15 protein-coding genes are annotated in these 14630 nt (G+C 40.5%); 9 read left to right on the top strand and 6 right to left on the bottom strand.

All coding sequences use genetic code 11. The features are described 5' to 3' along the window. The first annotated feature begins 1 nt into the window (after position 1). The 9 genes from DYE54_RS07830 to DYE54_RS07870 all read left to right on the top strand — a co-directional run bounded on the left by DYE54_RS07830 (position 2) and on the right by DYE54_RS07870 (position 8577). A complete protein-coding gene (locus tag DYE54_RS07830; RefSeq protein WP_115310713.1) occupies positions 2 to 1105 on the top strand; it encodes a cob(I)yrinic acid a,c-diamide adenosyltransferase in 1104 nt (367 codons plus the stop codon). Continuing rightward, positions 1095 to 2510: an aldehyde dehydrogenase family protein gene (locus tag DYE54_RS07835; RefSeq protein WP_115310714.1), complete on the top strand. Its 1416-nt coding sequence runs from the start codon at positions 1095 to 1097 to the stop codon at positions 2508 to 2510. The genes DYE54_RS07830 and DYE54_RS07835 overlap by 11 nt, the downstream gene beginning before the upstream one ends. Positions 2511 to 2522: 12 nt before the next feature. Next, positions 2523 to 3644: a 1-propanol dehydrogenase PduQ gene (locus DYE54_RS07840; RefSeq protein WP_115310715.1), complete on the top strand. Its 1122-nt coding sequence runs from the start codon at positions 2523 to 2525 to the stop codon at positions 3642 to 3644. Positions 3645 to 3654: 10 nt separating this feature from the next. Beyond that, positions 3655 to 4380: an MIP/aquaporin family protein gene (locus DYE54_RS07845; RefSeq protein WP_115310716.1), complete on the top strand. Its 726-nt coding sequence runs from the start codon at positions 3655 to 3657 to the stop codon at positions 4378 to 4380. Between the two features lie 170 nt (positions 4381 to 4550). Continuing rightward, positions 4551 to 4913 carry an ethanolamine utilization microcompartment protein EutS gene (gene eutS / locus DYE54_RS07850; protein WP_115310717.1) on the top strand — a complete coding sequence of 121 codons (363 nt, stop codon included), beginning with the start codon at positions 4551 to 4553 and terminating at the stop codon, positions 4911 to 4913. A gap of 174 nt (positions 4914 to 5087) precedes the next feature. Further along, complete coding sequence (locus tag DYE54_RS07855; RefSeq protein WP_115310718.1) at positions 5088 to 5534, top strand: EutP/PduV family microcompartment system protein; 447 nt, start codon at positions 5088 to 5090, stop codon at positions 5532 to 5534. 58 nt (positions 5535 to 5592) lie between these two features. Next, positions 5593 to 6081, top strand: coding sequence for a hypothetical protein (locus DYE54_RS10260; protein WP_218564765.1), 489 nt, complete (start codon positions 5593 to 5595; stop codon positions 6079 to 6081). A gap of 364 nt (positions 6082 to 6445) precedes the next feature. Continuing rightward, a complete protein-coding gene (locus DYE54_RS07865; protein WP_115310719.1) occupies positions 6446 to 7507 on the top strand; it encodes an NAD(P)-dependent alcohol dehydrogenase in 1062 nt (353 codons plus the stop codon). 2 nt (positions 7508 to 7509) lie between these two features. After that, positions 7510 to 8577 (top strand): CobW family GTP-binding protein, encoded by a 1068-nt coding sequence (locus tag DYE54_RS07870; RefSeq protein ID WP_115310720.1) that lies wholly within the window; start codon positions 7510 to 7512, stop codon positions 8575 to 8577. A gap of 94 nt (positions 8578 to 8671) precedes the next feature. Here DYE54_RS07870 and mobA read toward each other — a convergent pair whose 3' ends face one another. The 6 genes from mobA to pstC all read right to left on the bottom strand — a co-directional run bounded on the left by mobA (position 8672) and on the right by pstC (position 14627). Further along, positions 8672 to 9328: a molybdenum cofactor guanylyltransferase gene (gene mobA / locus DYE54_RS07875; RefSeq protein ID WP_115310721.1), complete on the bottom strand. Its 657-nt coding sequence runs from the start codon at positions 9326 to 9328 to the stop codon at positions 8672 to 8674. 212 nt (positions 9329 to 9540) lie between these two features. Further along, the gene (locus tag DYE54_RS07880; RefSeq protein ID WP_115310722.1) at positions 9541 to 11241 is read right to left on the bottom strand and encodes a sensor histidine kinase; all 1701 of its coding nucleotides are present in this window, start codon (positions 11239 to 11241) and stop codon (positions 9541 to 9543) included. Next, positions 11238 to 11936 (bottom strand): response regulator, encoded by a 699-nt coding sequence (locus DYE54_RS07885; RefSeq protein WP_115310723.1) that lies wholly within the window; start codon positions 11934 to 11936, stop codon positions 11238 to 11240. The genes DYE54_RS07880 and DYE54_RS07885 overlap by 4 nt, the downstream gene beginning before the upstream one ends. Positions 11937 to 11999: 63 nt before the next feature. After that, positions 12000 to 12830, bottom strand: a complete 831-nt coding sequence (gene pstB / locus DYE54_RS07890) for a phosphate ABC transporter ATP-binding protein PstB (RefSeq protein WP_115310724.1) — start codon at positions 12828 to 12830, stop codon at positions 12000 to 12002. After that, positions 12830 to 13732 (bottom strand): phosphate ABC transporter permease PstA, encoded by a 903-nt coding sequence (pstA, locus tag DYE54_RS07895; RefSeq protein WP_115310725.1) that lies wholly within the window; start codon positions 13730 to 13732, stop codon positions 12830 to 12832. Before pstA ends, pstB begins: the two co-directional genes overlap by 1 nt. Next, positions 13719 to 14627: a phosphate ABC transporter permease subunit PstC gene (gene pstC / locus DYE54_RS07900; RefSeq protein ID WP_115310726.1), complete on the bottom strand. Its 909-nt coding sequence runs from the start codon at positions 14625 to 14627 to the stop codon at positions 13719 to 13721. Before pstC ends, pstA begins: the two co-directional genes overlap by 14 nt. Between the last annotated feature and the right edge of the window lie 3 nt (positions 14628 to 14630).

Genomic DNA, 14630 nt, shown 5'->3' on the forward strand with positions numbered 1-14630 from the left:
CATGGCAATTTACACAAAAACTGGCGACAAAGGTACGACAGGACTCTTTGACGGCACTCGCGTAGCAAAAAACTCAGAGCGCGTAAATACGTATGGCACGTTAGATGAGTTGAATGCGCATTTAAGTGTGTGTGAAAAGCTGGTTCGGTATCCAGAAACAAAAACTATCTTACATCGGTTACAAGGCTTGCTATTTCAGCTTTGTGCAGAAATAGCGACAGTGGATCAAGCTAAATTGAAACAATATAGTACCCTCGTAAGTGAGGACGATATAAAAGAGTTAGAGATAATCATTGATCGCTATACGCAAGCCTTGCCACCGCTTAGAAGTTTTATATATCAAGGTAATAATTTAGCTGCGGCAGAACTACATGTAGCTCGTACAGTATGTCGTAGAGCAGAGCGTATGCTTAATGGCTTACGACAAGGAGAGCCTGTGAGGCCAACAGCCTTGGCTTTTGTAAATCGTTTGTCAGATTGTATTTATACTTTGGCTCGAATGGAAGATTTTATATTTCAGGTAGATGACATTGTAACGAAAGTAGTTGCTAAATTAGCTAAACTACCTACTGACAATACGTTGGTAGATACTATAAAGACAAGTAATTTGGCTATTACAAAATCGAGTGAAGATACGCCTGTAGTGGCTAATTTTGGACAAGCAGTTGCATTAGATAGTCAGGCTGAAGCGCAATTATTGCGACGCATGGCTCAGCAATTGCTAGAGGGAGCGACGGCTAAGAGCGAAGCTATGGGAGTGCCGGTAGTGATTGCAATTGTCGATCGGCATGGCAATCCTGTATTAACGTATCGCATGGTAGATGCTTTATTAGTAAGTACAGATATAGCTGTAGGTAAAGCATATACAGCAGTGGCTCTAAAATGTAAGACAGAACAACTAAATGAAGTAACTCAGCCTGGCGCAGAGTTATATCAAATAGAATCTATGGTTACACGCCCCTTAGTTACATTTGGTGGTGGGTTTCCCTTGACAGTGGCAGGGCGAATTATAGGCGGTCTCGGTATTAGTGGCGGGACAGTGGCTGAAGATATTGCTATTGGAAAGTATGCCATGGATTACATGGAGGCTAATGATGGAAAATAGACAAGAATTAGAACGCATGATTCGCTCAATGGTAATGAGCATGATGAACGGCACCGATACAGGCGCCGCTGTTAGTGAAGGGGCGTTGCCTGACGAACCAGGTGTTTTTACAACTGTAAATGCGGCCGTAGCGGCTGCAAAACAAGCTCAAATTCAATTTGAAGAATGTACCTTAGCAACGCGTGGTAAAGCGATTGAAGCAATTCGTCAAGGCATGCGTCCGCTAGTGAATAAATTGGCACAAATGACATACGAAGAAACGGGTATGGGTCGTGTAGCTGATAAGATTATTAAACTAAATCTAACGATTGATAAGACACCAGGAGTAGAAGATTTAAAGACGGAATGTGAAACTGGTGACAATGGTATGACATTGTATGAATTATCTCCTTATGGTGTTATTGGGGCTGTTACGCCAAGTACCAATCCTAGTGAGACTTTAATTTGTAATGCCATTGGCATGTTAGCGGCTGGGAATGCAATTTTCTTTAGTGTTCATCCTGGGGCTAAGAAATTATCACGTTGGTTAGTCAGTCAATTAAATCGTATTGTATCTGAGTCGATTGGCATTGATAACCTTATTGTTACGATTGCAGAGCCTTCTATTGAAGCGGCGCAAGAAATGATGGTACATCCAGATATTCCATTACTTGTTGTAACTGGTGGTCCTGGTGTCGTTCATCAAGCGTTGTGCAGTGGTAAGAAAGTGATTGGTGCTGGCGCTGGTAATCCACCGGCTTTTGTTGATGAAACGGCGGATATTCGCAAGGCTGCTCAGGATATTGTAATGGGTGCTAGTTTTGATAATAATATCCTTTGTATTGCTGAAAAGAGTGTTGTTGCCATTCGTTCGATTGTAGATCAGCTCATTAGTGAAATGAAATTAGCTGGCGCTGTACTCATTGAGAAGGAAGAAGAGATTCAAAAGTTATTGGACCTTACTTTGCAAAAAAATCAGACGCCAAGCCGCAAATATGTAGGACGTAATGCAGGGGTTATCCTCCGTGATGCTGGTATCAAAGTAGATGGTGATCCTCGTTTAATTATTATGAAAACAGATAAGCATCATCCATTCGCTACGATTGAAATGCTTATGCCAATTCTACCCATTGTAACAGTAGATAGTTTTGAAGATGGTTTAGCGACTGCTTTATTCTTAGAAGCTGGTTTACATCATACTGCTACCATGCATTCCTTGAATATGGAACGTCTTAATAAAATGGCGCGAGCTATGAAAACATCTATTTTTGTTAAGAATGGTCCTTCTTTTGCTGGCCTTGGTTATAATGGGGAAGGAACAACTACATTTACTATTGCAACACCAACGGGAGAAGCGACAACATCAGCTCGTCATTTTGCTCGTCGTCGTCGTTGCTGTTTAACGACTGGATTCCAAATTCGTTAGGAGGTAGCCGCTATGAATAAGTGGACATTTCCTACGAATATCTATGCTGGAGCGGATGCCTTGTCACGGCTAAGCCAGTTTCAGCAAGAACGCATTTTAGTCGTGTGTGATCCCTTTTTAGAGGGGACTGATAATTTAGAACACGTTCTAAATTTTATGCGGCCTCATAATACAGTATGTATTTATACGGATGTAGTGCCAGACCCCCCTATTGGTCATGTAGTCAAAGGTGTGGAAGTAGTGCAACAACAGCAGCCTACAGTAGTGATGGCCATTGGTGGTGGTTCGGCCATTGATTTGACAAAAGCTATTTTATATTTTGCTCGTAAAATGGGGTATCAAGGTGTTCGTTATTTTACAGTTGTACCAACTACTAGTGGTACGGGTTCTGAAGTAACCTCTTTTGCTGTGATTACAGACCCTGAGTCGCAGACAAAGTATCCTATTGTAGATGATAGTGTATTGCCACAAGAAGCGATTTTGACGCCTTTATTTGTAAAAACAGCACCACCTAAAGTTACTGCTTATAGTGGTATGGATGTGTTAGTTCATGCGATTGAAGCTCTTGTAGCTAAAGGAGCGAATCATTTTACCGATGCGTTAGCTGAAAAAGCCTTGGCTTTAGTATTTACATATCTTCCTAAATGCTTTGCACCAACAGCGACTGAAACCGATCGGATGGCCATGCATGAAGCCTCCTGCATGGCAGGACTTGCGTTTAATCAGGCAGGGCTTGGTATTACGCATGCATTAGCTCATCAACTTGGCGGACAATTTCATATTCCTCATGGGTTGGCTAATACCATGCTTGTAGCAAGAGTTGTGATGTTTAATGCCTTCCACGATGAGGAGGCTTATAGAAAATATGTACAGCTTGCAAAGATGCTCGGCTTTGCAGAGCAAAGTACAGATAAACGAGATGCCTTAGTGGCACTCGTTAAAGCTATTTTAAATTTAGCTCGGTCTTTAGAGTGTCCGCTCAATATTACAGCAGCGGCCTCTGTAACAGCCCAAGAAGCAAGACAGAAAGTATCAACGATGGCGGCAAAGGCTATGAAGGATATGACCTATCAAACAAATCCATATGCCGCTTCACAAGATGATTTAGAAAATCTATTATTGATGATTATGTAAGGAGTCACCTATGGATACGACACAAGTCCTAATTAGTGAATTTATTGGCACTGCCGTATTGATGGCTTTTGGTAGCGGTACTAATGCATCTGTTTTACTAAAAAACACCTTGGCTAAAGCATTCAATCCAAACTGGATGACAATTATGTTTGGCTGGGCCTTTGGCGTTGCTTTTGCGGTGTATATTGGTATTGCCTTAGGCGGTCCCGCTCATTTGAATCCTGCGTTGACAGTGGCATTAGCTGCTGGTGGTATGTTCCCTTGGGAGCATGTAATTCCTGTAAGCCTAGCACAAATTGCAGGCGCTTTCGTAGGGTCAGCGCTTGTTATGATTCATTATTACCCTCATTTTAAACAGACAAAAGAAGATGAGGGCAATGTAGTTGGTATTTTTGCTACAGCACCAACAAGTGATAATCGTTTATTAAATGTAATTTCTGAAATTATTGCTACCTTTATGTTTGCCTTAGCTATTTTATGTTTAGGTAAAATGGGGGATGGTTTATTTCCTTTTATCGTAGGGGTATTAGTAGCGGCTATTGGTTTATCGTTTGGCTCTACAACAGGATTTGCCTTAAATCCAGCTCGTGATTTTGGACCGCGTTTAGCGTATACGATTCTACCTGTCCCTAATCGAGGGGCTACGAATTGGGCTTATGCTTGGGTACCTGTTATAGGGCCAATTATTGGAGCTAGTGCAGCGGTAGGGCTATTTTTAGCTATTGCTCCTAAATAGGGTAGTAATAGACCGTGTTAATAGGTGAAACTATTAACAGATGTCTATGACTATATATAATTGATGGTTCTGTAATATGACCTCCCAAAATTAGCGTTTTAGGCTAAGCCCTATATTACAGACCATCATATTAGTCCCTATGGTGAGTTATGGGCAGAAAGGATATATGTATGGACTTTTTAGAGGCTGTTGAAAATAAACAACGGATTATTCAAGAATTTGTGCCAGGTAAGCAAGTTACGATTGCACATATTATTGCTAATCCTAAACCAGAATTATTTCGTAAAATGGGGCTAGAGGAAAAACAACGGAGCGCTATAGGGATTTTAACGATTACACCAGGGGAAGGAACTATCATCGCAGCTGATATTGCCACTAAAGCGGCTGGAATTGAACTCGGTTTTGTGGATCGTTTTTCGGGCGCGTTATTAATTACTGGTGATGTGTCGAGTGTAGAGTCAGCTATGAAAGGTGTCATTGATGGACTCGATAAGATTTTAGGATTTTTTCCTACTAAGATTACACGGACTTAATGATAGGCGAATAAGCAGTTAAAGAGACTTATTTTACCCGTTAATTAACACTACTATAAACGTTGCTAGTTAGTGAATTATGTGTACTTTGCAATAGGTATTCATAGTGATTCTGTAGTATAATAAGAAAGTAACCTAAGTGACTTAATGAAACTTAGATTGTGAGGTGATTAGATGGAACAGGCTTTAAAGACAGTGATTATGGTGGGCCGTACCGAAGTAGGTAAAACTACCTTAGCGAATACCTTAATGTATGGTAGTCCAGAGGCCTTAAAAACACAATCTATTGGTCGCATTGGTTCGATTATTGATACGCCTGGTGAATTCATAGAAAATCCCATTTATTATCGTGCGATTTTATTGAGTGCTTATGATGCGGATGTGGTATTATTTCTTAATGAAGCCAATGAATCGGAAAGCATTTTTCCACCTAACTTTGCCGCTTCTTTTAATCGGGAAGTCATAGGAGTTATTACTAAAATTGATTTAGGTGGCGATGTAACGAGAGCCCGTAAAAATTTACAGGCGGCTGGCGTAAGTCAAATCTTTGAGATATCTGTACATGATGCAGAATCGGTTCAACGTTTACGTGATTATATTTCTCGTGAAAGGCCTTTATAAATCGTTAGATAGTTGGCGAAGCGAGATGTCTTAGTAGTGAATATAATGGTGATATAGGATGAATTTTAAACAAAACTTAGCTAGTGTATTGGCTGGTGCATACAAATTAGAGTATCGCTGGCTCCATATTAAACAAGGTGAGATTTTTATTTATAAAGATGTGAACGACCAAGCAGAAACACCGTTAGCTTTACATTTTGATCCTAGCTTTAATCAAGACGTAATTGCTTTATGTAAGGACACGGTTGGTTCTATTAGTGAACCGATTTTAATTAATACAATTTTGGATGCTCATTGTGCAACTGAAGCTCATGAGATTTATTATGATGAAACTTTATATGCGCAAAAGGCAGTAGCCATTCGTCATAAACCGAATGAATTGACCGCTATTTGCGAAACGGGTGAGCGGTATTTGTTAACTTTGAATGGTGTTGTTAAAACAAATCCTGGTGATTGGGTAATTCGTGGGGTGAATGGGGAAGAATATCCTTGTGACCCTGAGATTTTTAAAATGTTATATGATGTGATGGAAGATACTCATAAATAATGAGTTTTAAATAGGAAGATTCAGGCACTGGCTGTAAAGGCGAGTGCCTTTTTTAGTTGTTTGTTAGGTTTTTTAGACAAAGTTAGCTGGTGTGTAATATGATTTATAAAATCAAATTTTAGTTGATTATTAGTGCTATGATTTTAAACGTTACGATACATATAAATGCTTACCTTATTTGGTTTAATGGAGATTTTATCAGTGAATTAATCTTGAAAAAACAGGTATGCATATAAGTGATATAAGAGGGTAAAATAAGGGGGTATTTTTTAAAAAAGTTAATTGATTTTTTAGTATTATTAATATATAGTTAAGTTAGCTCAAATGCTAAATTAGAATATTTATTATGTTAGGAGGTAATGTTATGAAAGGCTATGCAATGCTTAAAATCGGTGAATCTGGTTGGATTGAAAAAGAGCGTCCTACTTGTGGGCCCTTGGATGCGATTTGTAAACCTTTAGCCGTAGCGATTTGTACATCTGATGTTCATACCCTTTGGGAAGGGGCTATTGGAGAACGTCATAATATGATTCTTGGCCATGAATGCTGTGCTGAAGTGGTTGAAGTGGGCGAATTGGTTAAAGATTTTAAACCAGGTGACCGTGTGTTAGTGCCGGCGATTACACCTGATTGGAATTCTTTAGAAGCGCAAGCTGGCTATGCTATGCATTCTGGTGGTATGTTAGCTGGCTGGAAATTCTCTAACTTCAAGGATGGCGTTTTTTCAGAATTTTTCCACGTAAATGATGCGGATGGCAATTTAGCATTATTACCTCCGAACATTAACTCTGTAGATGCTTGTATGCTATCTGATATGGTTCCAACGGGTTTTCATGGGGTGGAACTAGCTGATGTACAATTTGGTGATACAGTACTCGTTATCGGTATTGGCCCAGTAGGTCTTATGGCGGTAGCTGGATCGAATTTGCGCGGTGCTTCGCGAATTATTGCTGTAGGTACGCGTAAAAATTGTGTAGAAGTAGCTAAAGGCTATGGCGCTGTCGATTTTGTAAGTTATAAAAATGGCACTATTGAAGAACAAGTATTAGCGTTGACCGATGGTCAAGGGGTCGATAAAGTTGTTATTGCTGGTGGTAGCGTAGAAACTTTTGAATCGGCTGTGAAATGTTTAAAACCAGGTGGCAAAATTGGTAACGTTAACTACTTAGGTAGTGGTACCTATATTACCATTCCGCGTGTTGAATGGGGCGTAGGTATGGGGCATAAGCAAATTAATGGTGGTTTGATGCCAGGGGGTCGCTTGCGTATGGAAAAACTTGGTGCGTTAGTGGCTGCAGGAAAACTTGATGTAAGTCCATTGGCTAGCCATGTATTTGAAGGTTGGGACCACTTGGAAGAAGCATTATTTATGATGCGTGACAAACCAGCTGATTTAATTAAACCTGTTGTGAAACTAGCTGATTAATTATGAAAATTTTAGTCATATCTGGTTTTTTAGGAGCTGGCAAGACTACGTTTATTCAGGAACTTGTGAAACGAACAAAGCGTGATTTTGCTATTATGGAAAATGAATACGGTGCTATCGGTGTCGATGGGGATTTATTAGAACAATCTGATGGTTCCATAAATATATGGGAAATGACCGAAGGCTGTATTTGTTGTACGCGTAAAGCTGACTTTGCCTCATCAATTTTGACAATCGCTAATACGATTGATCCTGAAATTCTTTTGGTAGAACCAACTGGTGTCGGCGAATTAAGTAAGCTTTTAGAGAATATTAGCCAAATTGAATACGAGCGGATAAGCCTTTTAGAACCGTTAACTATCGTTGATGGTAGTCATTTTGAACAGACATTGGCAAAGTTTCCGGAGCTTTGCATGGATCAAATTCAGGCTGCGGGCACTGTGATTGTGTCAAAATTAGAGGGTGCTAGTGAGGCCGAGTTGACTGAAATAGAGGCACGGATTCGAACTATTAATAGAACGAGTGATATTAGTAGTTTACATTACAGCAAACAACCTGATAGTTGGTGGGCTATGCTATTAGAACGGCCTTTATTAGTTAGTTCATCGAATCAGTCTGAAGAGGGCTCAGCCCCATTAGAGGATCGTATGATAGAGAATACCTCTGTTAAGAATGAGCCCAGTGTAGCTGATGAAACGGTGGATAGTGTGGCTCTAACATCAATTTCATTGCGTTATGAGCAAGAGCTAATCCTGTTTTTACAAGGTCTTACGGCTGGTGTATTTGGCGATATTGTACGGGCCAAAGGCTTTTTACCTATTGGTAATGGCGATGTATGGCTACAGTTTAGTGTAGTTAATGGTACCTATTCAGTGACGGGCTTTAATCATCCATCAGAAGTGACTGAACTTGAAGCGAAAGGAATTTTTATCGGTACGCGTATAAAGCGTAGTTGGCTTCGCGAAGTTTTGCAAAAATCATTGTATTGCCATCCAGATACGATTAAAGAAGCAGCTAAGCAAAATAAATTAAAAATAGGTAAATTAAGGGGCACTAAACGAGTGTCATAAAGACTATAAAAAACAGCCAACGAATTCTCGCATTGTTAGGCTATGTACGGCTAACAATGTATGTGATGAGAATCCGTTGGCTGTTTTATTTTATTTATTCTTCTGGCTTATGTACAAGTACTTTTTCTGTATCGATTTCATGAATCTTATGGAAGTATTCTTGAGCATACTCTAAATCTTCTGGTGTGTTGATATCAATGAAAATATCTGCTTCTAACGTATTTTCTTTCAATGGTAGTTGAAGTAATGGTACTTCTTTGTAGAAGGAATGTAGAAGCTTTTCACCAGCTTCGATTTTTTCTTTCATAATCGGCAAGAGTTGACGATTATAAATAGCGTGCAAGCAAATATCTTTGCCATTGAGCATAGGGACTACAACTTGCGCCACACCTTGGCTTTCTACCATACGATCTAGCACAACTAGTGATAAGAATGGCATATCAACGCCAATTACGAAGAGGTTGTCCGCATCACAATAATCAAACGCTGTAGCAACAGCACCTAAGGTATTATGACCAGGATACTTATCTTCGACTACATTTGCGTCTTTTAGTGGTTCAAAACGGTCGAAGAGGGTCTTATTATCAGTTACAATAATGGGATCCTTTTCAAAGGAAAATGCTAGCATGGTATAAATCGTTTCAATTAATGTTTGATCGCCAAATTTGGCAAATACTTTGTTATAGCCCATGCGGGAACTGTTATGACCAGCCAAGATAACTGGTTGTAAACTTGCTAATCTTTCATACATAAGATAACCCCCTTTTAGATTGTGTCTCTATATTAATAATATCATAATCGCATAATTAAAATAAAGAAAAATCATGATAAAATTATATTTCACCGTATAAATTTTGCATAATAGCCCGCACAATCAGGGGGTTATATGAGAATAAGGCATACTCGAATTATGAAGCTGAAAATCACTTCTGATTACTCACAAGGTATGGTAAGATAAGTTTCTTATTTTTCTGTGTTTTTAAAGCGGAGTGTAAAGGTAGTCCCTTCACCAGGTTCACTTTTCACGGCTACAGAACCGCTATGGATTTCCATGATGTGTTTTACTAAAGCAAGTCCTAGGCCACTACCTTCTCGTTTACTGTTACGGCTTGGGTCAGCTTGATAGAAACGCTCAAATATACGACTTTGTTTGTCTTTAGGAATGCCCACACCTTCATCGGTAATGTTAACAATATGGAAGCCTTCTTTTAAGTCCATGTGAACAGTAATATGGTTGTCTATGCCACGACTAAATTTAATTGCATTGTCAAAGAGATTGATAAATACCTCTTCAACGAGTTTTGGTGACATTAAAAATACAGGGCTGCTACCTGTCATGGCAAGGGTAATATTTTTGCCTTGCCGTTTGGTCGCTAATTGTTGCCAAGCTGTGTTTATAATAGAACGAAGGGAGGTTCTTTCAAATAATACTTCTGACACACCGTCTTCAATACGAGAGAGTTTTAAAATTGTATCGATGAGCTCTTGCATATGAAGGGCCGCTGTATGGATATGACCGCCGAGCACTGTGGCTTCTTCCTTATTAGGATACATACCTTTGGCGAGAATTTCAGCGTAGCCACTAATTGTGGTGAGTGGAGTCTTTAATTCATGGGATACATTAGAGGTAAACTCATGCCGTCGCTGTTGCTCTAGATAACTTTGTGTAATGTCTGAAATGATGATCAGTAGACGACCTTTATACCGATCGTCCTCTGTAATATGGAACACAATGTGGAAGTGTTGATTATCTTTGTGTAAGAGATACTCCCCACCTTGATGTTTGCGCATAGCATTAATTACATGTTTACGCCAATCTACATCATCAGATAGAAGTAATAAGGACTCACCGTGTAATTCGGACTTATGATTTAAAAATTCTTTTAAATGTTCATTATAGGTGATGATTGTGCCATCTAATTCCGCCAATAATAAACCTTCGGCCATTTCCTCCATAATAGAACGGAGGGTATTTTTTTCAGCTTGGAGACGAACAATCATCGCTTCCAGTTCATTTTTCTGAAACGATAGTCGTGATAGCAAAGGGGTAATTTCATTATAGGCTTCATCAATAACTAATTTGGTATCACCATGAGAAGTCCAGGCTTTTACAATTTCTTCAATTGGATAAATGGCATCGGCCGTCCAACGACGAGCCAATAAATAACAGCCCCCTGACATGAGGACAAAGAGGGTTAAAAGGCCTGGAGCGGCATCAATGATTACTTTGTAGACAGTGGAGCCATTGCGAGAGACCCGGAGAATTGAATTGTCGGGCATACGCAAGGCTTCATAGTAGCTAATTGAATGCAAGGTGGCCGAGTCACGAATGTCACTACCTTCGCCAGTTAAGATGGCTTGGGCTATTTCAGGGCGTTGTAAATGGTTATCCATAGTTTCCGCATCATGGGACGAATCGTAGAGAACTTTGCCTTCATAGGAAATCCAAGTGATTCGTAGGGTATTATTAGTTGCATTAGTAATCGCTTCTAAATGAGCTGGTGTGAGAGTGCCTGTAGAGGCGATAATTTTACCTTCTGTATACAGCACTGTGCGAAAGTCAGCTTTCCAATTATTGTAGAATAGATAGCTTAAGATAACGGTACTAACTACAAGACTGAGCATACCTAGGCCAAAGAGTGCACGGAAAAACTTTTGTCTCATAGGGAAGCCTCCCAGCGGTAACCGATACCACGAACGGTTTTAAGGTGACGGCCAGCTGATCCTAGATGTTGACGCAATGTAACCACATGCATATCTACAGTACGAGATTCGCCTTCGTAAGAAAAGCCCCAGACAACTTCCATGATGCGTTCACGGGATAAAGCAATCCCTGTATTTTCCATAAAGTAGAGAAGCAGTTCATATTCTTTGAGCGTTAAACTGATAGGTTGTCCATCGAGCGTCACGATACGGCTATCTTTATCGAGCACTAAGTTACCACAGGTCAGTGTTGATTTTGGTGGCGGTGCAACTGGCCTGGTGCGACGTAATAGGGCTTTAATTCGTGAAACGAGTTCCACTACGCCGAACGGTTTTGAAATATAATCATCTGCACCACCATCCAGACCTTGGACTACATCAATTTCAGAAGTTTTGGCCGTAATCATAATAATAGGGAGATCTTCCGTATCAGGGCGTTCACGTAGTTTGTGCAAGATGGATAAGCCATCCTCCCCTTCAAGCATAATATCGAGTAAGACAAGTTGAGGTCGGCGTTCTTCTAAGGCTGCCCAAAAAGGACTGCTCGACTCGAAGGTGCCGACCTCAAAGCCCTGCCCGTTTAACACATAGGAGATAAGACCCCGGATACTGTCTTCGTCTTCTACACAATAGATTAAAGGGTGGGTTTGTTTCATAGTAATTCTCCTTGTTAAGTTAAAAAAGGAACGAACTGCATTGAGTTCGTTCCGGGGGAGTCATTAACCGAAGCGACCGTTAATGTAGTCTGCCGTTTTTGGCTGTGCTGGTTCGGTAAAGATAGTCTTTGTTTTATTATATTCTATCAAATCTCCCATTAAGAAGAAAGCTGTTTTATCAGAAATACGAGCAGCTTGTTGCATATTGTGTGTAACAATGACGATAGTATAGTTTTCTTTTAGTTCTAAAGCCAATTCTTCAATTTTAGCGGTAGAGATAGGATCTAGCGCACTAGTTGGTTCGTCCATAAGAATTACATCAGGACGTGTAGCTAATGTACGAGCAATGCAAAGGCGTTGCTGTTGACCACCGGATAAACTAAGCGCACTTTTATGTAAGCGATCTTTTACTTCGTTCCATAAGGAGGCTTGGGTTAAGCTAGTTTCAACTAATTCATCAAGTTCGCTTGCTTTAGTGATACCTTGTAAACGAGGTCCAAAAGCTACATTATCATATAGACTTTGAGGGAATGGATTAGGCTGTTGGAATACCATACCTACGCGGTGGCGAAGGACGATAGGCTCCATATCAGCATAAATGTCTTCTCCTTCTAATAAAATTTTACCTTTAACGGTTACATCGCCTTCTAAATCGTTCATGCGATTTAAAATACGTAAGAATGTGGATTTACCGCAACCAGATGGTCCGATTAAAGCGGTGATTTCATTCTTTTTGATGTCCATGTTGATATTTTTTAAAGCGTGGTAGGAACCATAGAAAAAATCAAGATTTTCTACGGTGAAGGCATTGCCTAGACCTTCATTAGCAACGGCCTTTACTTGTGTGTTAACAAGTACTTGTGGATTAGGCATTACTACTTCAGAAATTTCCATTATTTATTCTCTCCTAAGTTTTTACGATTAAGGTGACGGCTAAGAGCGCGAGCACCAATACTAAATGTGAATACAAGGGCTAATAGTAAAAGGGCACTTAAATTGGCCATAGCTTCTGCATCAGAGGCTAATGACTCACTGCGCGAAGCCCAAATTTGTAAGGCTAAGGTTTCACCTGAACGGAATGGGTTGAAGGCATTAGTAGGGGATGTAATATCTGTACTTGCCCAGTTAATATCAGTGCTCATACCAGCTGTAAACATGAGGGCCGCTGCTTCACCAAATACGCGACCTGCTGCAAGGATAATCCCTGTAATAATAGCTGGAAAGGCTGCCGGTAATAATACCCGGCTAATAGTTTGCCACTTAGTAGCACCTAGACCATAACTCCCTTTGGCATAAGATGGTGGCAAGGCTCGAAGTGCGTCTTCCGTGATGGTAGCAATGAGCGGTAAGGTTAAGATTGAAACAGTTAAGGCCCCAGCAAATAAATTCCATTGGGAGTTGGTCATAATGATAAATACGAGATAACCAAACAAACCAAGTACGATGGAGGGTAAGGAGGATAAGGTTTCAATAGAAATACGCATAATTCGCTGCGCTTTTCCTTCAGTAGCATATTCAGCCATGTAAATACCACCACCGATACCCAGTGGTACACTAATAACTAAGGCTAAAAATACTAAATAAATGGTATTGAATAACTGATTACCAATGCCCGTTGGGGAAAAAGCTAAGAGTTCGAGCTTGAAATCACTCAAAGCATTCCACGCAATGTGGCCTACAAAGGCTAGTAATAAGAGTAAGACGGCACCAGCTAAGCCGTGGAGGGCTAACGTGATGAATCTATCGGTAGATAAGGCCCGCTGCCGAGGAGCGGGAATGGCTTTACTTGCTCTCACTGAGGGCGCCTCCTTTAGATGTAATGTAACGAATTAGCAAGATGAATAGTAAGGAAATGACAAAGAGTAATAGGGCCATAGTCCAAAGGGCCATGTTATATTCACTACCTTCCATAGTACCGCCCATATCAGCAGCGATAGCACTGGTAAGGTTAACAGTAGGATCGAGTAGTGAGCTAGGGAAGGCTTTCATTTTGCCGATGACCATAGCTACGGCGAGGGCTTCCCCAAAAGCTCGAGCAAGACCTAAGACAACGCCAGCTAAGATACCATGTTTAGCCACTGGTAAAACGATTTTGTAAATAACTTCCCAACGAGTTGCACCTAGACCATAGGCGCCTTGACGATATGTTTTTGGTACACTATTAATGGCATTCATCGTTACGGAAGTAATGGTTGGGAATATCATGAGTGCTAAAACGATGGATGCGGCTAATACAGAGAAACCGCTATGCGCATCGGTGTACTTTTGAATAAAAGGAACAAGAATGGTAAGACCTAACCAACCGTAGATGATTGAAGGAATTCCTACAAAAATTTCAATCACTGGTTGCCAGAATTTACGGCCGAGGCTAGGGGTGATTTCTGCCATATAAATGGCAAGAGCAATACTGACTGGCGTAGCCATCAATAATGCTAAGGCACAGGTAATAAGAGAGCCGACAATATAAATGCCGGCTCCAACGTGGCCACCCCCGTCGAGTGTATCGGCGGGTTGCCACTGTGTAGAAAATAGGAATTCTGAAAGACTGTGCCCGTAAAGTGTAAAGGTTCCGGTGCCGCGATAGAGTAAGAAAATCCCTATAGCTGCCGTAACGACTAGCAAGAAGAAACCTGTACCTTTAATTACGTAACGCCATATTTTATCGGCGCGAAGCGTGCTTTCAATGTTCATCTA

It is taken from the genome of Veillonella criceti (assembly GCF_900460315.1).
Taxonomy (GTDB): Bacteria; Bacillota; Negativicutes; order Veillonellales; family Veillonellaceae; genus Veillonella_A; species Veillonella_A criceti.

What these genes read in the sequence shown, in the direction of transcription:
- DYE54_RS07855 (WP_115310718.1), top strand. Translation starts at nt 5,088, where the DNA reads ATGGAACAGGCTTTAAAGACAGTGATTATGGTGGGCCGTACCGAAGTA.
- pstB (WP_115310724.1), bottom strand. Translation starts at nt 12,830, where the DNA reads ATGGAAATTTCTGAAGTAGTAATGCCTAATCCACAAGTACTTGTTAAC.
- DYE54_RS07870 (WP_115310720.1), top strand. Translation starts at nt 7,510, where the DNA reads ATGAAAATTTTAGTCATATCTGGTTTTTTAGGAGCTGGCAAGACTACG.
- eutS (WP_115310717.1), top strand. Translation starts at nt 4,551, where the DNA reads ATGGACTTTTTAGAGGCTGTTGAAAATAAACAACGGATTATTCAAGAA.
- DYE54_RS07830 (WP_115310713.1), top strand. Translation starts at nt 2, where the DNA reads ATGGCAATTTACACAAAAACTGGCGACAAAGGTACGACAGGACTCTTT.
- DYE54_RS10260 (WP_218564765.1), top strand. Translation starts at nt 5,593, where the DNA reads ATGAATTTTAAACAAAACTTAGCTAGTGTATTGGCTGGTGCATACAAA.
- mobA (WP_115310721.1), bottom strand. Translation starts at nt 9,328, where the DNA reads ATGTATGAAAGATTAGCAAGTTTACAACCAGTTATCTTGGCTGGTCAT.
- pstC (WP_115310726.1), bottom strand. Translation starts at nt 14,627, where the DNA reads ATGAACATTGAAAGCACGCTTCGCGCCGATAAAATATGGCGTTACGTA.
- DYE54_RS07835 (WP_115310714.1), top strand. Translation starts at nt 1,095, where the DNA reads ATGGAAAATAGACAAGAATTAGAACGCATGATTCGCTCAATGGTAATG.
- DYE54_RS07885 (WP_115310723.1), bottom strand. Translation starts at nt 11,936, where the DNA reads ATGAAACAAACCCACCCTTTAATCTATTGTGTAGAAGACGAAGACAGT.
- DYE54_RS07865 (WP_115310719.1), top strand. Translation starts at nt 6,446, where the DNA reads ATGAAAGGCTATGCAATGCTTAAAATCGGTGAATCTGGTTGGATTGAA.
- DYE54_RS07880 (WP_115310722.1), bottom strand. Translation starts at nt 11,241, where the DNA reads ATGAGACAAAAGTTTTTCCGTGCACTCTTTGGCCTAGGTATGCTCAGT.
- DYE54_RS07840 (WP_115310715.1), top strand. Translation starts at nt 2,523, where the DNA reads ATGAATAAGTGGACATTTCCTACGAATATCTATGCTGGAGCGGATGCC.
- DYE54_RS07845 (WP_115310716.1), top strand. Translation starts at nt 3,655, where the DNA reads ATGGATACGACACAAGTCCTAATTAGTGAATTTATTGGCACTGCCGTA.